The sequence below is a fragment of the Nisaea nitritireducens genome, assembly GCF_014904795.1.
GTDB lineage: Bacteria > Pseudomonadota > Alphaproteobacteria > Thalassobaculales > Thalassobaculaceae > Nisaea > Nisaea nitritireducens.
In genome coordinates this window covers 1-22,168 of the sequence record NZ_JACZFS010000044.1, presented here as the reverse complement: position 1 = coordinate 22,168, position 22,168 = coordinate 1, and the positions used below count along the sequence as shown (strand labels likewise).

Genomic DNA, 22,168 nt, shown 5'->3' with positions numbered 1-22,168 from the left:
GCAGGATCACGCCAGCGCGCGGTCCAGAATGGTTGCGACATGCACCGCCTCGCGGGCGGCGCCGTCCTTGATCTGATGGCGGCAGGAGGTGCCGTCGGCGACGAGCACTGTGTCCCCGTCAGCGGCGCGCACGGCAGGCAGCAGATCGCGCTCCGCCATCGCCATGGATACCTCCAGGTTTTTCGCTTCGTAGCCGAACGCGCCGGCCATGCCGCAGCAGCTCGACTGGATGACTTCGACATCCATGCCCGGCACGAGCCGCAACGCGGTCTCGACCGCACCCATGGCGGCGAAGGCCTTCTGATGGCAATGGCCATGCACCAGCGCCTTTGCGGCAACCGGCTTGAAGGCGGCAGTGATCTTTCCTGCCTTCTGCTCCCGGGCGATGAATTCCTCGAACAGCAGGGCATGCTCAGCGATCAGGTCCGTGTCCGCGCCCGGCAGCATCGCCTTGAACTCGTCCCGCAGCGTGAACAGGCAGGACGGCTCCAGCCCGACGACGGGAATGCCGCGCCGTGCGTAGGGCAGATAGGCCGCGATCATGCGCCGTGCCTCTTCCTTCGCCTTGTCGACAAGGCCGGAGGCCAGGAAAGTTCGTCCACAGCAAAGATGGCGCCCACCATTGGCACGCGGATCGACCACATGGACGCGGTAGCCGAGTGCCTTCAGGACCCGCAGCGCGGCCCGCAGGTTTTCCGGCTCGAAATAGGTGCTGAAAGTATCGTTCAGCAGCACCACATCGCGCCCGTCATTCTCGTCCGGATCGACATCGTCGGCTTCGCTGCCGGAAAACGGCACGTCACTCCAGACCGGAAGGCTGCGTTTGGCGCTGAAGCCGAGCAAGGCCTCGGACAAGCCTTTCAGGCCCGGCACGACATCCCGCGCATTCGCCAGATAGCCGAAGCGGGACGCCGCCTCCGCATAGCGGGGCAGGTAGGAAACGAGACGATCCTTTAACTTTAAACCATGCTTCTTCGTATAGTGGTGCAGGAACTCGACCTTCATCCGCGCCATGTCGACGCCGGTCGGGCATTCCCGTTTACAGCCCTTGCAGGAGACGCAGAGATCCATGGTCTCTTTCATCTCCGGCGCGACCAGCGCCTCGGGGCCGAGCTGGCCGGACAGTGCGAGCCGCAGCGTGTTGGCCCGGCCGCGGGTCAGGTCTTTTTCATTCTTCGTTGCCCGGAAGCTCGGACACATCACACCGGCGTCGCGTTTCCGGCAGGCGCCATTGTTGTTGCACATCTCCACCGCACCGGAGAGGCCGCCCCACTCGGACCAGTCCAGCGCCGTGTCGATCGGAGCTGGCGCATAGCCTGGCTTGAAACGGAACAGCGAACGGTCGTCCATCTTCGGCGGGTCGACAATGCGGCCCGGATTCATCATCCGCTCCGGATCGAACGCGCGCTTCACCTCGCCGAAGGCACCGACCAGCCGCTTGCCGAACATCTTCTCGTGGAACTCGGAGCGGACAATGCCGTCGCCATGCTCGCCGGAATGGGAGCCCTTGTATTCCCGCACCATGTCGAAGGCTTCCTCGGCGATGGCGCGCATCCGCTTCACATCGCCTTCTTCCCGCATGTTCAGCACCGGTCGAACATGCAGACAGCCGACGGACGCATGGGCATACCAGGTGCCATGTGTGCCGTGTTTTTCGAACACCTGGGTCAGCCGGTCTGTAAACTCGGCCAGATCTTCCAGAGGCACCGCGCAATCCTCGATGAAGGAGACCGGCTTTCCCGCCTGTTTCATCGACATCATGATGTTAAGGCCCTGACGCCGGACTTCGCCGATGGTTGCCTGCAAGGCCGGCGCGGTCGCATCCACCACCGCATCCGGATAGCCAAGATCCGCCATCAGCACTTCAAGCTGGCGCAACTGCGCGACACAGGCCGCATGGTCTTCGCCCGCGAATTCGACGACCAGAACAGAGTCCGGCTCACCCTTCACGAATTCCTCGATCATCGGCTTGAAGATCGGAATTTCCCGGGCCAGCTCGATCATGTTCCGGTCGATCAGTTCCACCGCGTGCGGCTTCAGCGTCACGATATGCTGGGTCGCATCCATCGCCTTGTAGAAGGTCGGGAAATGGCAGACCCCCATGACCTTGTGCGTCGGAATCCTGTGCAGCTTCAGCTCGACCTGACGGAAGGCCGCAAGCGTTCCTTCCGAGCCGACCAGCAAGCTCGCCATATTGTGCCCTGCGGGGTCGATGGTGTTGATATTGTAGCCGCCGACCCGGCGCATGAGCTTCGGGAATTTCGCGGCAATCTCACCGCCTTCCCGATCGGCGATAGCGCGCATTTCCTGCACCAGATCGCGGTAGCGCGGCTCTGTTTCGATGGCACCGAGATTGCCCGGCACCGGTCCGAAATGAAGCTGCTCACCGGTCGGCAGAACCGCATCGATGGAGAGCACATTGTCCACCATGATGCCGTAATGGATGGACCGGCCGCCGCAGGAATTATTCGCCGTCATGCCGCCGATGGTCGCCCGGCTGGCGGTCGAGACATCCACCGGGAAGAACAGGCCGTAAGGCTTCAGGGCCGCGTTCAGATGATCGAGCGCGATGCCCGGCTCGACCACCGCCCGCATGTTCTCGGCATCGATCTCGATGATCTTGTTCAGGTGTTTCGAGCAGTCCAGAACGAGAGACTCGTTCACCGTCTGCCCGCACTGGCTGGTGCCGCCGCCGCGCGGCAGCAGGGAGACGCCGTTCTCCCGCGCGATCTCCATGGCCGCAATCAGGTCGGCCTGGTTCTTCGGGATGACGACGCCGACCGGCTCGACCTGATAGATCGAGGCATCGGTCGCATAACGGCCGCGAGAGAAGCGGTCGAAAAGCACCTCTCCCTGCAACGCGCGCTCAAGACGCGCTGCCAGATCCCCATCTCTTGGCGACACGGCGGCCATCACTTACTCCTGACAAAAGCTATGCGCAAAGTCTGGCGGGTTTTTCCACCATGACAAATCGACTTCCACGATGCGGCAACGTGCCGCCGCGTATCAGTCCTGCGCGTGAGCCTTTTCGAAGTCCCAGACATCGCCGAAACCCATGGTCCGGGAGAAGGCTCCGAAATCGTCCAGCTTCTGGGAGGCGCCCTTGCTGGAGCCGGTCTCTTTCAGCCGCCCATAGACGGAGCGCAGCGCGGCGCCCATGGCAAGGAAACCGGTGCCCGGATAGATCGCCATGGAATAACCGAGGTCGGTATATTCTTCCGCGCTCAGTACCGGCGTCTTGCCGCCCTCGACCACGTTGACCAGCAGCGGCTTGTCGAAGCTGGCGCAGATTTTCTCCATCTCTTCCACCGTCTCCGGCGCCTCGATGAAGAGCACATCCGCTCCCGCCTTGGCGAAAGCCTCACCCCGGCGCAGGGCTTCGTCGAGTCCGTAATTCGTGCGTGCATCGGTGCGGGCGACGATGGCGAAGTCCGGATTGTCCCGGCTTTCGACAGCGACCTTGATCTTCTGCACCATGTCCTCGAGCGGAATGACCTTCCGGTTCGGGGTATGCCCGCACTTCTTCGGAAATTCCTGGTCCTCAAGCTGGATACCGGCGGCACCCGCCGCCTCGTAGCCGCGTACCGTGTGCTGGACATTCAGAAGCCCGCCATAACCGGTATCGCCATCCGCAACGAGTGGTGCCGAGACCGTATCGGCCAGCACTTTCACCCGGCCGACCATGTCAGAGTAACTGGCCAGACCCGCATCGGGCAGTCCCAGATGGGAGCCCACCGCGCCATATCCGGTCATGTAAAGCGCTTCAAAACCGAACTCGTCGGCGATGCGCGCGGAAATACCGTCGAAAATACCGGGGGCAATCAGCAGTTTGCCCGGCTTGATCAGGTCCAATAGCCGCGTCACGGCACTTCCTCCAGATGTCTAGGGCTCAAGCCCTTGTTCCGGGGACGATACCCAGCCAGACTAGAGACAATCAATCCTCGCGCTTTCCACTCTCGGAAAAACAGCCTGCGTGGTTTGCCCCTAATTCGAACACGGTGCCCCATGACCAAGGACCTTCTCGCCCCCGTTCTCGCCCGCATCGATGCGGGCCTGGACCAGTCAGTCGAACGACTTGTCGACGTGCTGCGCATCCCCAGCATCAGCACCGACCCGAAATTCGATCCCGATGTGCATCGGGCCGCCGAATGGATGGCCGGCCAGCTGACAGAGATCGGCTTCGATGCCGCCGTCCGCCCGGCCCTGAAGCATCCGATGGTGGTTGGCCACATGAAGGGGCCGGAAGGCGCACCTCACATTCTCTATTACGGCCATTACGATGTGCAGCCGGCCGACCCATACGAGCTCTGGGATTCCGACCCGTTCGATCCGGTGATCGTCGAGGCCGAGCGCGGCAAGCGCATCGTCGCCCGTGGCGCGGTGGACGACAAAGGCCAGGTGATGACTTTCATCGAGGCCTTCCGGGCCTGGATGGAGGTGCACGGCTCCCTGCCGATCAGCGTGACCGTGCTGCTGGAGGGCGAGGAGGAAAGCGGCTCTGAAAGCCTTGAGCCCTTCCTTGCCGCCAACAGGGAGGAGCTGAGCGCCGATGCCTGTGTCGTCTGTGATACCGGCATGTGGTCCGTCGACAAGCCCGCCATCACCTACATGCTGCGCGGCATCGTTTCCGTCGAAGTCAGCATCAAGGGCCCGAGCCGGGACCTGCATTCAGGCATGTATGGCGGCGGCGTCATCAACCCGATCAACCTGCTCTCCAAGATCCTCGGCGACTTTCATGACGAGACCGGCCGGATCAGGATCGACGGCTTCTATGACGATGTCCTGCCCGTCGGCGACAACGAGCTGAAACAATGGGCCGGGCTCGGTTTCGACGAAGAGGCTTTCCTCAAGGAAGTCGGACTGGAGGTGCCGGGCGGCGAGCAGGGATTCTCCGCGCTGGAGCGGATCTGGGCCCGGCCGACGCTCGACGTCAACGGCATTACCGGCGGCTATCAGGACCCCGGTGGCAAGACCGTGATCGCCTCCGAGGCATCCGCCAAGATCACCTGCCGGCTGGTCCCGGACCAGGACCCGGACAAGATCATCGCCGGGCTGAAAGCCTTCGTCTCCGAACGGCTACCGAAGGGCTACAGTCTGGATATCGTCCATGAAGGCGGCTTCCCCGCGCTGCGGGTGCCGACCGAGTCCGACTATCTGAAAGCCGCTGTTGCCGGGCTCAGGGACGAGTACGAGACGGAACCGGTGCTGATCGGCTGCGGCGGCTCCATCCCGGCTGCCGGATCGATCCGCAACCTGCTCGGCATGGACAGCCTGCTGGTCGGTTTCGGCCTGGAGGATGACCGGGTGCACAGCCCGAACGAGAAGTTCGAAATGGTCTGCTATCACCGTGGCATCCGCTCCAACGCCGCGATCATGGCGCGGCTTGCGACACTCGCCGGGTAGCCAATCGGCCTGCAATCGGAAAAGCGCCGCGGTGACATTCCGCGGCGCTTTTTTCTTGGCAGGTCACGGCCTTATGCAGTATTTGGCAATGAGTTTGGGAAATTGGATGCCATGAACATCACGGCCACCACAGAGCGACGAGGCAACCCGCGACGACGACGTATCGCCGCGCGTAGTGCGCTATCCGTCATCACGCTCTAGGCCGTTCCCCTCTTCGGGACGGCCTCTCCAAGGCCGGAAGTCCCGACAATGATCGTCATTGAAAAAGAAAACGCCGCCGACGCGGCAGCCATTGAGTCCCTGCTGAATATCGGTTTCGGCGAGGATCGCCTTTCCAAGACAGTCTACAAACTGCGGCAGGGTCCGTCCGTGCCGTCCCTCAGCCTCGTCGCCCGCACCGGGTTCGATGCCAAGCTCGGAGCCTCCATCCGGTTCTGGCGCTGCGACGTGGAAAACGGCGATGAAATTCTCCCGGCACTGGTGCTCGGCCCGCTGGTGGTCGATCCGGCATTACAGGGCAAGGGCCTCGGCCGGACGCTCGTCGCCCGGGCGCTGGAAGAAGCGGATCAGGAAGGCTGGGATCTTTGCCTTGTGGTCGGCGAAGCCTCCTATTACAGCCCCTACGGCTTTGTGCTGGCAGAGCCCTATGGATTCGAGCTGCCGGGACCGGTCGATCAGCCGCGCTTCCAGGTGCGCGCAGCGCCGGACCTCTTGCGATCCCTCGCGGAGGAACCGATGGCCCGCAAAGTGCTGCCTTGGAGCGGCACGGCAAGTGGCGTAGAAGAGTCCGGGGACGCATCCTGCGCCGCCTGAGGTCCTGACACCGGCAAAGGCTCCACCAAGCAATGTTCGAGACGATGCATTTCGGATGGGACCTGCATATCTGGACCGTCGCCCTCGTCGCCACGCTGATCGGCGGGATCGTCCGGGGGTTTACGGGGTTCGGATTCGCGCTGATCCTGATCAGCGCATTGCTGCTGGTTGCCGATCCCGTCGCAGTCGTCCCCCTGACCCTGATCATCGATCTTCTCGCAGGCTTCACCCTGCTGCCGCGCACCTACCGGGATGTCCATTGGACGGGTATCCGGCAACTTCTGATCGGCTCCGCCATCGGCGTGCCCGTCGGGTTCGCCTGCCTGCTTCTGGTCGAACCGGAGCCGATGAAGATCGCGATTTATGCAGGTATCCTCGTGTCGGTAATCCTGATCGCCTGCGGCTTCAAGATGGCCACCGTCCCGAACAACAGAATGCTCGCCGGGACCGGAATTGTCTCCGGATTGATGTCCGGCGCCGCCGGCGTGCCCGGCCCACCGATGGTGCTGCTCTATCTTTCCTCGCCGCTGCCGGTCGCGATCACCCGGGCGACGGGGATCGCCTTCTTTATTTTCATCGACATCTTCGCCATCGCACTTGCCGCCTACAAGGAACTGATAGACGCGGACATGCTGATCCGCTGCGCCATCCTGGTGCCGGTCATGGCCGTCGGAACCTCGATCGGGCACAAGCTTTTCGGCATCACACGCCCGGAAACAGTCAAACTGGCGGCAATTATCCTGCTCGGCGTGCTGGCGATTGTCGGCATCGGCAAGGTTCTGGTAGTTTAGCGCCGCCGACCGCAAGGCACCCCCCAGACCTAACGGTGAATTGAATGCCGACCCTCTATCACCTCTGGATATCGCCCTTCTGCCGGAAGATCCGCGTGTCCCTCGGCGAGAAGAAAATCGAGGCCGAAACCAAGGTCGAGCAGATCTGGGACCGGCGCCCGGACTTCCTTGCCATGAACCCGGACGGCACAGTGCCGGTCTTTGTCGACGATGACGGCACCGTGGTCGCCAACTCGGGCGCCATTTCCGAATATCTCGAAGAGACCCGCCCGGATGTCCCGCTGCTGCCGGGCGATGCCGCGGCGCGCGCCGAGATCCGCCGTCTGGTCGCCTGGTTCGACCGCAAGTTCAATGCGGAAGTGACCGAGATGCTTGTCGGCGAGAAGCTGATGAAACGCTTCCTCGGCACCGGCGAGCCCTCCAGCGCGGCGATCCGCGCCGGGCATACGAATATCGCCACCCACCTGGGCTATATCGGCTTTCTGGCGGAGCGCCGGAACTGGCTCGCCGGAGACCATTTCAGCCTGGCCGACATCGCCGCCGCGTCCCACATCTCCGCCGTCGACTATATCGGCGATGTGCCATGGGAGAAGTATCCCGAAGCCAAGGAATGGTACGCCCGGGTCAAGTCCCGCCCGAGCTTCCGCCCGCTGTTGTCAGACCACATCCCCGGCGTCCGCCCACCGGCGCACTACGCCAACCTGGATTTCTGACCAGATCAGAGCGTCACCCCGTCCCCCGAGCCGGGACCTTTTTGATCGCAGGCTTTGCCCCGCTTCGGGAGATCTCGGGTCAAGCCCGGGATGACGAAAGAGAAGATCCGAGAAGGGAGGCGGACTACCCCAGATCCCAGCCCGTCGCGGCCGCGAGATCTATCTTCGGGATCCCGATGACGGTCACTGTTCCGCCGTCGGAGAATGTGACGACGGTGTTGCCAGACATCTCGACGCTGCCGCTCACACCGAGTCCGACCTGAAGAGCCAGCGTGTCGGTCCCGGCCTGGAAGTCGGTCACCTGGTCGTTGCCGCCATCGAAGTTGAAGACGAAGATGTCCGCTCCCAAGCCGCCGGTGAGCGTGTCGTCTCCCTTGTCGCCCGCCAGATAGTCGCTGCCACTGCCGCCGTCGAGCCGGTCGTTGCCCAGACCGCCATTGAGCGTGTCCAACCCGTTGCCGCCCAAAAGAACGTCGGAGCCTTCGTCGCCGACAATGCGGTCGTCGCCATCTACGCCCAAGAGGATGTCGTTGCCCTGGCCGCCAAAGAGCGTGTCCATGCCGCCGTCGCCCAGGAGGATGTCCCTGTCTTGGCCGCCATAGAGCACATCGTCGTCCTCTCCAGCCCAAAGCACGTCGTTGCCCTCGTCTCCATACAGCACGTCGCTGCCGCTCCCGGCTGAGAGAATATCCCGGTCCTCGCCGCCAAAAAGCGTGTCCGTGCCGTCGCCGCCATAAAGCACGTCATTGCCATTGTCGCCATAGACCAGATCGCCGCCACTACCACCGTAGAGGATGTCTTCGCCCTGACCGCCATAGAGCACATCCTCGTGCTCGCCTCCCCAAAGCGCGTCGTTGCCCTTGTTGCCATAGAGCACATCGTTGCCATTTCCGCCCTGGACAATGTCCAGGTCCTGGCCGCCAAAGAGCGTGTCCATGCCGTCGCCGCCAAGAAGGGAGTCGAAGCCCTGGTTGCCATAGACCAGATCATCGCCGGAGCCGGAGACGACCGTGTCCGAGCCGCCGCCGCCGGCAATCGTGTTGTTGCCAACACTCAGCAAGATGCGCTGGGCGGCATCGTCTCCGACGATATAGCTGGAGCCACCACCACCGTTCACGGTGGCGTTGCCGAGGATGGCGGCGAAGTCGATGTGGTTGAGCTGCAGCGTCGAGCCGGTTGTCAGGCCGGACGTGTCGATTACAAGGGCCTCGGGGCCGCCAGAGGAGGTGCCGGTAAAGTGGACGGTCTGCTCGCTGCTGCCGGAAAAGGTAACGGTGCGGATGTCGAGCGCGGCGCCGCCGAGGCTATTCAAGAAAATCTGGCCGTGCTGATCGATGAAGACCTGGTTGGTGGCGGAGGTACCGCTTGCCTGAATCTGTCCGGTTAAGCTTGTTCCCGCCGCTTCGCCACTGACCGCTGTGCCGGTGCCCCTGTTTGTCAGGGAAAGACCGGCTGGCAGGGTGACGGTGACGGTATTGCCGCTGCCGGTACCGGAGATCAGCGCGCCGGACGCGGTGCCGCCGGAATTATTCACCAGCGTGTGGTTGGCCTCGGTGCCGGCGATATCCGCTGCTGTCTGGTTCTTCTTCGTCAGGAAGTAGCTCGGTGCTACCGACACGACCGAGACGAAATTACCGCCGCTGTCGAGCTTGAGCAGGAAGGCGTCGAGAGAACCGGCGCTGGTCAGATTTTCCGTTCCCGTGCCGGGATCGAAATCCACCGTTCCCTGGAATACTCCCGTGACGTGGACGTTGCCGCTGCTGTCGACCTGGACAGATCTGCCTTGATCATCACTTGTTCCGCCGAAACTTTTCACCCAGACCAGGGCGCCGCTGCTCTCGTATTTAGCGATGAAGATGTCTCGCGCGCCGGCGCTGGTCAGGTTTGTGGTCCCGGCCCCGGGATCGAAATCCGCCGTACCCTTGAAATCTCCCGTGACGTAACTGTTGCCGCTGCTGTCGACAGCGACCGACAGGCCAATATCATTCTCTGTTCCGCCGATGTTTTTCGCCCAGACCAGACCGCCGCTGCTGTCATATTTGGCAATGAAGGTGTCGTACAAACCGGCGCTGGTCAGGTTCGTTACCCCAGCATCAGGATCGAAATCCGCCGTTCCCTGGAAAATTCCCGTGACATAGCTGTTGCCGCTGCTATCGACCTGGATCGAGTTGACAGCGTCATAGTCTGTTCCGCCGACATTCTTGGCCCAGACCAAGGCGCCGCTGCTGTCGTACTTGGCAAAGAAGGCGTCGTTACCGCCCGCGCTGGTCAGGTTCTGGGTCACGCCGCTGGGATCGAAATCCGACGTTCCCTGGAAATTTCCCGCGGCATAGCTGTTGCCGCTGCTGTCAACCTGGATCGAATCGCCTTGGTCTCCACCTGTTCCACCGAGATTTTTTGCCCAGACCAGACCGCCGTTGCTGTCATATTTGGCGATGAAGATGTCGTTACCGCCCGCGCTGGTCAGGTTCTGGGTCACGCCGCTGGGATCAAAATCCACCGTTCCATCGAAATATCCCGTGACATAGCTGTTGCCGCTGCTGTCGACCTGGATCGATTTGCTGTCGTCAGCACTGGTTCCGCCGACGCTTTTCGCCCAGACCAGATCGCCGCTGCCGTCATATTTGGCAATGAAGATGTCGCTCGAGCCGGCGCTGGTCAGGTTCTGGGTCACGCCGCTGGGATCGAAATCCGCTGTTCCCTGGAACTGCCCCGTGACATAGCTGTTGCCGCTGCTGTCGATCTCAATCGAACGGCCATAGTCGCTATTTGTTCCGCCGACGCCTTTCGCCCAGACCAGACCGCCGCTGCTGTCATATTTGGCAATGAAGATGTCCTGATTTCCGGCGCTGGTCAGATTAACCGTTCCCGCGCCGGGATCGAAATCAACCGTTCCCCCGAAATATCCCGTGACGTAGCTGTTGCCGCTGCTGTCGACCTGGATAGAATCGCCTTGTTCAGCACTTGTTCCGCCGATCCCTTTCACAAACTGCATGACAGACCCTCACGTCATTTCGGGGACAGCGGATTGACGAAAAGGACGCGCTTTCCGTTTCCATGTGGCAGACAGGCTAAGTTGCAGGCGGGCTAAGTGGCAGGCGGGCTGACCGCCCGCGAGGTGAGCTATCTTTGAAGTAACCTGAAGATGCTTGTGGGGATTGATGCAAGCTATTGGAATTTTTGTCTTTTCCAACTTTTCCAAAATTTCCAATTTTTCCAATGCGGCCTGACAACGCTCGAAAACGGCTGTGGAAACGCCTTCACCGGAAAGTTCACTGATCCTTGGTGTCCGTCCGCCGGCGTATTACGCCACCCCGGATTTCCAATCAGATCAGGACGTCATCCCGGATCGGGTCCGGGATGACAAAGAGAAAGGTGGCAAGAAGGGGGCCGGAAACCGGTTAGCGGACGATCACGTCCATCTCTTCGATCCGCCCGCGCGCGGCGGCGGCGGAACGCGAGTCGGGCGCGAGCCTGATGACCTGAAGCCAATCCTCGCGCGCGCCATCCAGATCGCCTTGGTACTGACGGAGAATCCCCCGTTCCAGCAGAGCGTCGGGATTGAACGGTGCAAGCTCAAGCACAGTCTCGACCTCTCTCGCCGCATCCTCCAACCGATCCAGTTGGCGCAGCGTCACCGCCCGGTAGATATGGGCTTCCACCAGCTGTGGATTCCACCTGATCGCTTCGTCCAGATCGGCGAGAGCGGCATCGTATTTTTCCAGCTCCATCAGCGTGACGGCACGGTCAACCCAGAGCTCCGGGTCACTTGGCGCCAGATCCAGCAGTCTGCTTTGCAGCTTGAACGCCCTGTCAGGCCGTCCGGCGAGATACCAGGCTTGCCCCGCCTGCATCAGAATGCCGCCGAGCAGAGCTGTCCGCGCCGTGCCAAGGTCGGTCGCCAGACGCTCCAGCCGCGACGCCGCCTCGTCATACTGATGCAACTGCAACAAGGCCACCGCAAGACAGTGCCGCGCCGGAATACCGCCGCCCAGCTTGTACCAGGCAAGGCCGCTGCTATAGGCCTCCTGCGGCCGCTCTTGGGTGAGCGCCATACAGGCCTGATATTCCTGCTGGTGATCGATCTCGGCTGCGGCAGCCGGAAGGATCGTGACGAGAAACGCGCTTCCGGCGAGCACTATGCCCGCGAGGCTCAGCCCGCCGCGTCGCACAGCGCAGCCACGGTCTGGGACAAAATCTCGAGATCGCGATCGGTCGAAAGCCGGTGATCGCCGTCCTTCACGAAGCGGATCTGAACGTCTTCGCTCTCGACATTCTCGGCAATGCGCAGCGAAAGCTCGTACGGTACCGACTCGTCGCGCATGCCATGCAGCAAACGTACAGGGACGGTGATCGGCATCTTCTCCCGCAGGACAAGATGGTCGCGGCCATCCTCGATCAGCTTCATGGTGATGGTGTAGGGCTCGTCGCTATATTCCGAAGGCTCGTAATAGACACCGTCGCGCTGCAGCGTCTCTTTGATCTCGTCGGAGAATGTCGCCCACATCAGATCCTCGGTGAAGTCCGGCGCGGCGGCAATCCCGACCAGACCTGCAAGCCGCTCCGGCCGTTGCAGGGCTGCCTGCAGCATGATCCACCCGCCCATGGAGGAGCCGACGAGAACCAGCGGGCCGTCCGTGACCCGGTCGATCAGAGTGAGCGCGTCGGAAAGCCAGATCCCGATAGAGCCATCCTCGAACTTTCCCGAGGACTGGCCATGCCCCTGATAATCCAGCCGAAGAAACGCCTGGCCGCGTTCACGCGCCAGAGCCTCAAGCGTCAATGCTTTTGTACCCGTCATGTCCGACATGAAGCCGCCAAGAAAGACAATTGTGGGTCCGCGTCCGTCCAGTTTGTGATAAGCGAGACGTGCGCCGTCCGGCTTTTCGAGATAGAGGGGTGCGGGATCCGGCGACTGCTGGGTTTGCTCGGTCATTGTGGTAAACTTCATGACAATGAAAACAACATGCTTGGAACGCCGGTGAACGACGGCCCCTCCATGAGGCCTAACATACCGAACCTCCGCCAATCGAGCGGCGATTACGATATGTTCCGCCGACCGCCGGAAGACAAGAAGCCGGTCGTTCTTCAGATTCTTCCCGCCCTGGTGTCCGGCGGTGTGGAACGGGGCACGATTGATGTCGCGCGCGCGCTTGTCGAAGCGGGCTGGGATGCCCTGGTAATTTCCGCCGGCGGGCCGATGGTCCACGACCTGACCCGAGTCGGCGCCCGTCATATCCAGCATCCGCTCGGCTCCAAGAACCCGCTCAACTGGCGGCAGAATTTCGACTGGCTGGTCGATGTCATCCATCAGGAAAATGTCGACATCGTGCATGCCCGCTCGCGCATGCCGGCCTGGATTGCCTGGCGCGCCGCCCGGAAGAACAAGGTGCCGTTCGTCACCACGTTTCATGGCCGCTTTCCGGACACCAACCCACTGAAAAAACTCTATAACTCCGTGATGGTGCGGGGCGACCGGGTGATTGCCATCTCGCATTTCGTGGCCCACGAGATCGAGACACGCTTCGGCACCGGCAGCGACAAGCTGCGGATTATCCCGCGCGGGGTGAATATCGACCTGTTCAACCCGGAAGCCGTTTCAGCCGAGCGGATGATCAAGCTCAGCCGCGAATGGCGTCTGCCGGACGGCGTCCCGGTGATCGTCATGCCGGGGCGGATCACCCGCTGGAAAGGCCACGACGTGCTGATCGAGGCCCTGTCGAAACTCGGCGATCAACCGGTTCATTGCATCATGGCCGGGTCTTACAAAGGCAAGGAAAGCTACAAGGCAGAGCTTGAAGAAAAAATCGCCAAAGCCGGGCTCAGCGCGTCGGTGATGTTCACCGGTTCTGTGGTGGATATGCCGTGCGTCTACCAGATTGCGGATGTCGTGGTCTCCGCCTCCATCGACCCCGAACCGTTTGGCCGGGTGATGATCGAGGCACAAGCGATGGGCCGCCCGATTGTCGCGACAGATCACGGTGGCGCCCGGGAATCCGTGATTCCAGGCAAGACTGGCTTTCTGGTCAAACCGAACGATGCCGAAGCACTCGCGGAAGGCATTCGTGCAGCGCTGGCCCTCACAGCCGCGCAGCGCGCGGTGGTGACCGAGGCCGCCGTCGCCCATGTCCGTGAGAATTATACGACCAGCGACATGTGCGCCCGTACCCTCTCCGTCTATCAAGAAGTCCTGCCGCTCTCGCCAAATGCCGGATAATTCGGAAACTGCAGCTGGCGCAAGCCAGGAACACCGGCGCATTCTGGTCATCAAGCTCGGTGCGCTCGGTGATCTCATCTATGCGCTCGGCCCGATGCAGGCGATCCGCCGCCATCACCCGAATGCGGAGATCACCCTGCTGACACGGCCGGCCTATGCAGAGCTCGGCGAACGCAGCAGACTGTTCGACAAGGTCTGGACCGACAGCGAGCCCAAACTCTTTAATCTGCCGGGCGTGCTCGCCCTGCGCGCCAGACTGACCGGCGCGGCATTCGATCGGGTTTACGACCTGCAGACATCGGACCGGACCGGCTTTTATCACCGGCTATTCTGGCCGGGCCCGAAACCCGAATGGTCCGGCATCGTCCCCGGTTGCAGCCACTATCACCACTACAAACGCCCGACCCTGACCCACACCCAGGACCGGCAGCGGACCCAACTCGAAATAGCGGGGATCACGGATGTCCGGCCGTCCGATCTCGCCTTCATGGACAGTGACATTCAGCGTTTCGATCTGCCGGAAAGTTTCGCTCTGCTGATCCCGGGCTCGTCCCTGAAAATGGCCATAAAGCGCTGGCCGGCGCCCTATTACGGCGAGATTGCACAACGCCTGCACCAGGCGGGAATTATGCCCGTGCTCCTGGGCGGCAATGAAGATCAGGACGCTATTCAGACCATCAAGGAAATCTGCCCGGAAGCGCGGGACCTGTCCGGCAAAACCACGCTGTACGATATCCCGGCACTGGCCCGGGCGGCCCATATCGCCATTGGAAACGATACCGGACCCATGCATATGGCCGCACTGTCAGGCTGCCCGACCGTTGCGATCTTCTCAACGAAAAGCTTCCCGGACAAGGCGGCTCCGCGCGGAGAGAATGTCAGCCTGCAGGTTGAGGAAAATCTGGACGACCTCACTGTCGAATGCATATGGGAGGCGATCCAGAAAAAGCGACGCAGCCAGCCCAAAGCGTAGTCTTTCCTTGCGGGAGAGCCGTTCTGGCGCTACATAGCCATCCATGCGCAACGGCAGATTTTACGGACCCATGTGGCATCCGACCCAGACAATCGTGACTAGTTAGCCGTTTCGGCCTGGCCGGCCGAGACGGCATACGGATCGGGAACGCTCCCGTCCCAAGGCCTTGCGAAAAATCTGTCACGAAACCACCCCTCAAAAGGGTCCCACATCATGCCTGCCATTACACTCCCCGACGGCTCCGTCCGTTCCTTCAATGCCCCCGTTTCCGGCGCGGAAATCGCCGCCGATATCGGCCCTGGCCTCGCCAAAGCTGCGATCGCGGTCCGCATCAACGGTGCGCTGAGCGATCTCAGCCTGCCTATTGCCGAAGACAGCCAGGTCGCGCTTGTCACCAAGAAAGACCAGGAAGCGCTTGAGCTGATCCGGCACGACTGCGCCCACATCATGGCCGAAGCCGTGCTGGAGCTGTATCCCGAAACACAGGTCACCATCGGCCCCTCCATCGAGAACGGCTTCTATTACGATTTCTTCCGGGAAGAGCATTTCACCCCGGACGATCTGGAAAAGATCGAAAAGCGGATGCACGAGATCGTCGACCGGGACGAGACCATTACCCGTGAGGAATGGGACCGGGACGAAGCGGTCCTGCATTACAAGAAGGTGCATGAGCCGTTCAAGGTCGAGCTGGTCGAGACCATTCCGTCGGGCGAGACCATCAGTTTCTACCGCCAGGGCGAGTTCCTCGATCTCTGCCGCGGCCCGCATATGCCGTCGACCAAATATACCGGCCATGCCTTCAAGCTGATGAACGTCGCCGGTGCCTACTGGCGCGGCGACAGTAACCGGCCGCAGCTGCAGCGCATCTACGGCACCGCCTGGCCGGACCAGAAGCAGCTTGACGCCTATCTGCACATGCTTGAGGAAGCCGAAAAGCGCGACCACCGCCGCCTCGGCCGTGAGCTGGACCTGTTCCATATTCAGGAAGAGGCCGTCGGCTCCGTGTTCTGGCATCCGCAAGGCTGGACGCTTTACCGGCAGATCGAGAACCATCTCCGCCGGAAGCTCGACCGTGCCGGTTATCAGGAGGTGAAGACCCCGCAGCTGATCGACCGTTCCCTCTGGGAAGCCTCCGGTCACTGGGAAAAGTTCCGCGAGAACATGTTCACGGCCAATGCCGAGGACGACAAGGTGCTCGCCCTGAAGCCGATGAACTGCCCGGGCCATGTGCAGATCTTCAAGCAGGGCCTGAAGAGCTATCGGGACCTGCCGCTGCGGCTTTCCGAATATGGCTCATGCCACCGGAACGAGCCGTCCGGCGCGCTGCATGGCATCATGCGGGTGCGCGCCTTTACCCAGGACGATGCCCACATTTTCTGCACCGAAGAGCAGATCACAGAAGAAAGCGTAAAGTTCTGCGAGCTGCTGTCGGCAGTCTACAAGGATTTCGGCTTTACCGACGTGCGGGTGAAATTCTCCGACCGTCCGGAAGTCCGCGCCGGTGAAGATGCGATCTGGGACAAGGCCGAGAAGTCGCTGAGCGATGCCTGTGATGCGGCCGGCCTCGATACCACGCTGAACCCCGGTGAAGGCGCCTTCTACGGCCCTAAGCTGGAATTCGTGCTGACCGACGCGATCGGCCGGGACTGGCAGTGCGGCACCCTGCAGGTCGATTTCGTCCTGCCGGAGCGGCTCGACGCCTCCTATATCGACGAGGACAGCAACCGCAAGCGTCCCGTCATGCTGCACCGGGCCATCTTCGGCTCGATGGAGCGCTGGATCGGCATCCTGATCGAACAATATGCCGGCCGCTTCCCGCTCTGGCTCGCACCGGTCCAGGCCGTGGTCGCGACCATAACCAATGATGCGGACGGTTACGCCGCCGAGGTGATGGAGAAATTCAAGGCCGCCGGTCTGCGGGTTGCGATGGATCGCCGGAACGAGAAAATCAACTACAAGATCCGCGAGCATAGCGAGGCCAAGATCCCGGCAATCCTCGTTGTCGGCCGCCGCGAGGCGGAAGAAGGCAAGGTCGCGCTGCGGCGACTCGGCGGAAAAGCGCAAGAAGTGCTTGCACTCGACGACGCCATTACTAGACTTAAAGAAGAGGCTCTGGCTCCGGATCACATCTGATCCGGGTCGGCTCCTCCCCACACAACAGAAACAGATAACGAAGGAGGCGATAGATCGCCAGACCACCATTCAATCAACCGCCGGCCAAGGATGGCCCGCGGGTGAACCGTGATATTCTCGCTGAAAAAGTCCGCTGCATTGACCCCGAAGGCGAAATGCTTGGCGTACTGACTGTTCGCGAAGGCATTCTAAAAGCTGAAGAATTTGGCCTTGATCTGGTCGAAGTGTCCCCGAATGCGGACCCGCCCGTCTGTAAGATCCTCGATTACGGCAAGTTCAAGTACGAGGCTCAGAAGAAGAAGAACGAAGCCAAGAAGAAGCAGAAAGTCATCGAGATCAAAGAGATCAAGCTGCGTCCGAATATCGACGCGCATGATTTCGAGGTGAAGATGAAGAATGTGCGCAAGTTCATCGGCGAAGGCGACAAGGTGAAGGTCACCCTGCGTTTCCGTGGCCGTGAGATGGCGCACCAGGACCTCGGCATGAACGTGCTGAACCGGGTTCGCGACGAGATGGAAGAAGCGGCCAAGGTCGAGTCCTATCCGAAGATGGAAGGCCGGCAGATGATCATGGTCATCGCGCCCCGCTAACCGCGCTTCTCCGCGACATTCCGTCGCCCATATGGTCCGATGGCCCCGCTCAGGCGGGGCCTTGGCATTTTAGGGTTCAGACAGGGCTGGTTTCTGACGCCGCGCGTCCTATGTTGGAACCGTTCCAAGTATAACAACGGACCACCCTCATGGCCCTCGCCCCCAGACAGCTTCCTTCCGACCATCCCGCCCTGCCGGACGAGAAGATCGGCGTTCTGCTGCTCAATCTCGGCACACCGGACGCGACGGACACCAAGTCCATCCGGCGCTACCTGAGAGAATTTCTATCGGACGAGCGCGTCATCGAAGTCAATCCGCTGGTGTGGCAGGTCATCCTCAATCTGTTCATCCTGCCGACCCGGCCCGCCAAGACCGGCCATGCCTATGAGCAGATCTGGATCAAGGAAACGGACGAGTCACCGCTCCGCCTCTATACCCGCAACCAGTCAGACAAGCTGGCCGCCATGCTGTCGGACAAACATCCGAACGTCATCGTCGACTGGGGCATGCGCTACGGAAACCCGAGCACGGAGAGCAAGATCCGGGAGCTGAAAGACAAGGGCTGCGAGCGAATCTTGTTGGTCGCGCTCTACCCGCAATATGCCGCCAGCACCACGGCGACAGCCTACGACAAGGCCTTCGAAGCCCTGATGAAGCTACGCTGGCAACCGGCCGTCCGCACCGCCCCCGCCTATCATGACGAGCCGGCTTATATCGACGGGCTCGCCAACTCCATCGAGGCGCACCTGAAGGGCCTCGACTGGACGCCGGACCTGCTCATTACGTCTTATCATGGCTTGCCTGAGCGCTACTTCCTGAACGGCGACCCCTATCATTGCCATTGCTTCAAGACCACCCGGCTGGTGCGCGAGAAACTCGGCTGGACCGACGACAGGATGATGGTCGCCTTCCAGTCCCGCTTCGGCAAGGAAGAGTGGCTTAAACCGTATCTCCAGGACACGGTCGAAGGACTGCCTGCGAAAGGCGTGAAGAACCTCGCCATCATCTGCCCCGGCTTCTCCGCCGACTGCGTCGAGACGCTGGAGGAGATCAATATCGGTATCCGTGAGACTTTCGCAGAAGCAGGCGGAGAGAATTTCACCTACATCCCATGCCTGAACGACACCGACGACGGGATGAAAACGATTGCATCCGTGGTGGAGCGGGAACTGAAGGGCTGGGTTTAAACAGCTACCAATAGCAATTGCCGGAGTAAATTGCCTCACGTAGGGTAAGCGCCATATGGTAATCTAGCTTAGAGTTTGATTTATGGAACGTTTTCTCGAAAAGGCAGAAGCGATTGATGCTAGCTGCCCCATTTGTTTTACAAAGACAGCTTGGCCGTTTATCAAGACCTTCCGTGTACCAGATATTCCTGCCGAATTTACTTTTATCGATGACAACGAGGTTGTTTGCTGCACGCAGTGCCGTACGCTGTATCGATGGCCCATGGCCGTCTTGTCCGATGAAGAAGAACAAAATTACGGCATCTCATATTATGACCAGATGACAACACAGGCTCAGTTCGAGAGCCATGTCCACGAGCACTTCGAAAGACAAAAATCACATTATGAAGCCTTCAAGACCGTAATAGCCGACCGGTACGACCTGAACGATTACCAACGCTGGCTTGACGTTGGGTCCTGCGGCTGCGGCACTGCAATGCAAGGTATAGAAATTACAACGGTCGAGCCCGATCCGCGTGTCGTGGCATACGCAAAAAAGCTCTATACCGCTGACCGTATCCACAACAACACTATACAGTCGTTCAAGTCGGACACTCTGTTCGACGGCGTCACCTTCCAGAGCAGCTTATACTGCATTCCCGACGCGGAGGCCGCCCTCGCCAAGGCGAATAAACTGTTACGTGACGACGGACTTCTCGTAATTACGATCACGTCAATCTTCACCGGAAGCCATGAATTCGAAGGCGATGCTCACACGCACCGCATCGAAGATTGCATCCGGGGCGATGTCATGTGGGTCTATTACTCGCGTGAAAGCCTTTCGGCGATGGCTGCACGGCAAGGGTTCGAATACGTGGACCAAGAAGTCGTCAGAGTCTCATATTCTCCGCATCGCACGCTGACGACATTTCTGTTTCGAAAAGTGGATCATCCAGTATCCGGGCCGACGGTCGAGGAGATAGCCGGCCCCAACGCCCGGAACATCGAGACTTTGCTGGCAAGCTTTGAAGACGAGACCCAAAAAACCCTCTCGATGTTCGACCGGGCCGATACAGCCTTCTTTGGAGAGCCTTCTTTATTCGAGGAATTTTCCCGTTATCACACTTTCCGTAACGGGCCTGTTTTCGTCGACGGGATTGGGGGAGCCAATCCTTCGAGTACCGTTCGGCTGACCAGTTTAACGGACCTTTTCAATCTGGTCGCAAACAGCAAGATCAAGCATGTCGTTCTCTGTTCCTTCCGTAACAAAGAACAGGTCCTGGGCAACATGCTCCGGTTTGTTCCGATAGGCGGAATCCGCATCTTTCTACCGACGCGCGTTTCGGGGATGAAGGACCTAAACGCGGAAATTTTCGGCCAACAACAGCTAGCAAAGGCTTTTGCCGTGCAAGAGATCGGTATTGCGGCGGCGCAGCGCTCCACTTATGTCGAGAAGCTCTAGCCGTTCCTGAAGCCGCGGCCTGACGCCTTGAATCGGCCTCCGTTCCTCCCGACCCGGCCCGCCAAGACAGGACATGCCTATGAGCAAATCCGGACCAAGGAAACGGACGAGTCCCAGCTGTGCCTCTGCACACATACAGGGCTGAGTCTAAGGCTTAGCATCCGTACTCACCAGACATTCCAAAACGACGCTTAGGCCGTTAATCCGGTCTGTAGACGGAAAGAGATATTTCGCTATCCGGCGGGTCAGGCAGCAGATCAAATTGCTTTGCATCCGGATCGTGCAAACTTCCCTCCCCGATCAACGTACCCGCCAGGAGCGCATCAACCGCATCGTAAACCCAGACGATACTTCATCTGAATAATTTCAATTTTTTCCACCCAGACCAAATCAGTAAAACAACCGTGAAATTATTAGAAATATTAAAAATAAAAACGTCAAATCCAATGAAAAATATCGAAAAACACTTAAGTATTAAATTTTCTTTTTTTGAATACTTTCAAGTTTTACACTATTATGAATAGGGATAACGCAGAGCTCCTCCATTTAAGCGAGGATAGGAAACGCCAATGTTCGGGTTCGGTAAAGAAAAGAGCGACAAAGAGGAAGCTGAAGAACGTCGCGTCGAAGCGATGAAGCAGTCGATCGAAGCAGCGCTTGTTCAGATGAAGAAGCAGGCGGATGCCGCGCTCACCGATCGCTGCGAAGCATCAGCCAAGCGTCTCACAGAAGTTCTGAAAAACCCGAAGCTGCCAAAAGATTACGCCAAACAGGTCCGGGAAGGCGTCGATAGACTGATGCTGCAGGCCTTCATGAAAGCAACGGCGCTTGCGGCGAAAGAGGCTGTCGATGCAGGCAAGAACGACGATAGCGAAAAGCGTACCGCCAAAATCAAGGAGGCGCGCGAGAAGCTGTCCGGAGCCATGAAGAACAAAGCTCCCGAGGAATTCAAGCAACAGTGCGAGCGGATGCTTGAGGTTGCGATGTTTTCGGGAGGCGTCAAGGCGAAGGGGCCGACCAAGGCGAAGCCTCGCGACACGGCGCCGAAGGTCGAGAACCTCGCCAAGCCTGTCGACACTGCGCCAACAGCTCCGGCCAAAGCGAAACAATCAGAGACCAAAAAGCTCAAGACCTACGCCAAGCCTGTCGGAGCGTAACGCCGTTTGGCACCGCTGACAGAACCCGGATAAGAAACGCCGCCCAGCTAGGGCGGCGTTTGCATTTGCGGGCGCCATCCGGCGCGCTGTCACCACGCTCAAACACAATAATTCCGTGTGGATTGCATTTTTGTATAGCAATTACATAAAAAGCATTTTAATCTTTACCGATCATTAACCACGCACCATCAACAGAAAGTTGGAGGCTGCCGATGTTCGGTCACACTGAAACCGAAACTGTTCAGGATGATGCGGCGATCCGCCGGATCCACGAGTTGGCGCCCGCCGTCAACGGAGCTCTCTCCCAGATCAAGAAGCAGGCTGAAAGCGGTCGCACGGACCGCTGCGAAGCGTCTGCCAGATGTCTCAAGGAAGCCATCAAGAGCGCCAAGCTGCCGAAGGATTATACGGACGAGGCAACCGGCGCCGTTGATGCCATCATGCGGCATGCCTTCATGAAAGCGACATCGATCGCCTCCAGCGCCGCTATCGAAGCCGCCATGGAAGACGAGATCGAGCGGCGCGCGATGAAGATCAAGGAAGCCCGCGAAAAACTCGCCGGCGCCATCCGATACAAAGCCCCCGAGGAATTCCGGCGCAAATGCGAGCGCATGCTGGAAACGGCGCTGTTCTCCGGCGGCGTAAAGGCAAAGGGTCCGACGCGGGCCAAGCCCGGAGATATGGTCCCGAAAGTCGAGGAATGCGCGGAACTGGCCGAGGCTTAAGGGGCGGGCAACCGCTCGCCTAGAA

Annotated in this window: 17 protein-coding genes; 12 read left to right on the top strand and 5 right to left on the bottom strand. The window is 60.2% G+C overall.

The features are described from left to right. Positions 1-6: 6 nt before the first annotated feature. Together IG629_RS14780 and IG629_RS14775 are read right to left on the bottom strand one after the other, a co-directional pair. Complete coding sequence (locus IG629_RS14780; protein ID WP_193172714.1) at positions 7-2,913, bottom strand: FAD-binding and (Fe-S)-binding domain-containing protein; 2,907 nt, start codon at positions 2,911-2,913, stop codon at positions 7-9. Positions 2,914-3,006: 93 nt separating this feature from the next. Beyond that, complete coding sequence (locus IG629_RS14775) at positions 3,007-3,864, bottom strand: isocitrate lyase/PEP mutase family protein (protein ID WP_028467136.1); 858 nt, start codon at positions 3,862-3,864, stop codon at positions 3,007-3,009. A 141-nt stretch (positions 3,865-4,005) separates the two neighbouring features. On the opposite strand from IG629_RS14775, the gene IG629_RS14770 reads away from it, so the two are divergent. The 4 genes from IG629_RS14770 to IG629_RS14755 all read left to right on the top strand — a co-directional run bounded on the left by IG629_RS14770 (position 4,006) and on the right by IG629_RS14755 (position 7,720). Next, a complete protein-coding gene (locus tag IG629_RS14770) occupies positions 4,006-5,403 on the top strand; it encodes a dipeptidase (protein WP_193172713.1) in 1,398 nt (465 codons plus the stop codon). 249 nt (positions 5,404-5,652) lie between these two features. Next, complete coding sequence (locus tag IG629_RS14765) at positions 5,653-6,216, top strand: GNAT family N-acetyltransferase (protein ID WP_193172712.1); 564 nt, start codon at positions 5,653-5,655, stop codon at positions 6,214-6,216. 32 nt (positions 6,217-6,248) lie between these two features. Continuing rightward, entirely contained in the window at positions 6,249-7,007 is a 759-nt protein-coding gene (locus tag IG629_RS14760) for a sulfite exporter TauE/SafE family protein (protein ID WP_193172711.1), read from the top strand. Positions 7,008-7,051: 44 nt separating this feature from the next. Next, complete coding sequence (locus IG629_RS14755) at positions 7,052-7,720, top strand: glutathione S-transferase family protein (RefSeq protein ID WP_193172710.1); 669 nt, start codon at positions 7,052-7,054, stop codon at positions 7,718-7,720. A 124-nt stretch (positions 7,721-7,844) separates the two neighbouring features. Here the strand turns inward: IG629_RS14755 and IG629_RS14750 are convergent, their stop codons facing one another. The 3 genes from IG629_RS14750 to IG629_RS14740 all read right to left on the bottom strand — a co-directional run bounded on the left by IG629_RS14750 (position 7,845) and on the right by IG629_RS14740 (position 12,656). Further along, a complete protein-coding gene (locus IG629_RS14750) occupies positions 7,845-10,715 on the bottom strand; it encodes an SBBP repeat-containing protein (RefSeq protein ID WP_193172709.1) in 2,871 nt (956 codons plus the stop codon). 406 nt (positions 10,716-11,121) lie between these two features. Next, positions 11,122-11,892, bottom strand: a complete 771-nt coding sequence (locus IG629_RS22965) for a tetratricopeptide repeat protein (RefSeq protein ID WP_193172708.1) — start codon at positions 11,890-11,892, stop codon at positions 11,122-11,124. After that, a complete protein-coding gene (locus tag IG629_RS14740; RefSeq protein WP_193172707.1) occupies positions 11,874-12,656 on the bottom strand; it encodes an alpha/beta fold hydrolase in 783 nt (260 codons plus the stop codon). The genes IG629_RS22965 and IG629_RS14740 overlap by 19 nt, the downstream gene beginning before the upstream one ends. A gap of 111 nt (positions 12,657-12,767) precedes the next feature. Between IG629_RS14740 and IG629_RS14735 the strand changes: the two genes are divergently transcribed. The 8 genes from IG629_RS14735 to IG629_RS14700 all read left to right on the top strand — a co-directional run bounded on the left by IG629_RS14735 (position 12,768) and on the right by IG629_RS14700 (position 22,143). After that, the gene (locus IG629_RS14735) at positions 12,768-13,937 is read left to right on the top strand and encodes a glycosyltransferase family 4 protein (protein ID WP_193172706.1); all 1,170 of its coding nucleotides are present in this window, start codon (positions 12,768-12,770) and stop codon (positions 13,935-13,937) included. Further along, positions 13,927-14,910 (top strand): glycosyltransferase family 9 protein, encoded by a 984-nt coding sequence (locus IG629_RS14730; RefSeq protein WP_193172705.1) that lies wholly within the window; start codon positions 13,927-13,929, stop codon positions 14,908-14,910. The genes IG629_RS14735 and IG629_RS14730 overlap by 11 nt, the downstream gene beginning before the upstream one ends. A gap of 213 nt (positions 14,911-15,123) precedes the next feature. Beyond that, on the top strand, positions 15,124-17,043 hold the full coding sequence (gene thrS, locus IG629_RS14725; protein WP_193172704.1) for a threonine--tRNA ligase: 1,920 nt from the start codon (positions 15,124-15,126) through the stop codon (positions 17,041-17,043). A 101-nt stretch (positions 17,044-17,144) separates the two neighbouring features. Further along, positions 17,145-17,633: a translation initiation factor IF-3 gene (gene infC, locus IG629_RS14720; protein WP_319025097.1), complete on the top strand. Its 489-nt coding sequence runs from the start codon at positions 17,145-17,147 to the stop codon at positions 17,631-17,633. A gap of 149 nt (positions 17,634-17,782) precedes the next feature. After that, on the top strand, positions 17,783-18,820 hold the full coding sequence (gene hemH, locus IG629_RS14715; RefSeq protein WP_193172703.1) for a ferrochelatase: 1,038 nt from the start codon (positions 17,783-17,785) through the stop codon (positions 18,818-18,820). 82 nt (positions 18,821-18,902) lie between these two features. Next, entirely contained in the window at positions 18,903-20,261 is a 1,359-nt protein-coding gene (locus IG629_RS14710) for a class I SAM-dependent methyltransferase (protein WP_193172702.1), read from the top strand. A gap of 569 nt (positions 20,262-20,830) precedes the next feature. Beyond that, complete coding sequence (locus IG629_RS14705) at positions 20,831-21,418, top strand: hypothetical protein (protein ID WP_193172701.1); 588 nt, start codon at positions 20,831-20,833, stop codon at positions 21,416-21,418. A 212-nt stretch (positions 21,419-21,630) separates the two neighbouring features. Further along, positions 21,631-22,143, top strand: a complete 513-nt coding sequence (locus IG629_RS14700; RefSeq protein ID WP_193172700.1) for a hypothetical protein — start codon at positions 21,631-21,633, stop codon at positions 22,141-22,143. The last annotated feature ends 25 nt before the right edge of the window (positions 22,144-22,168 follow it).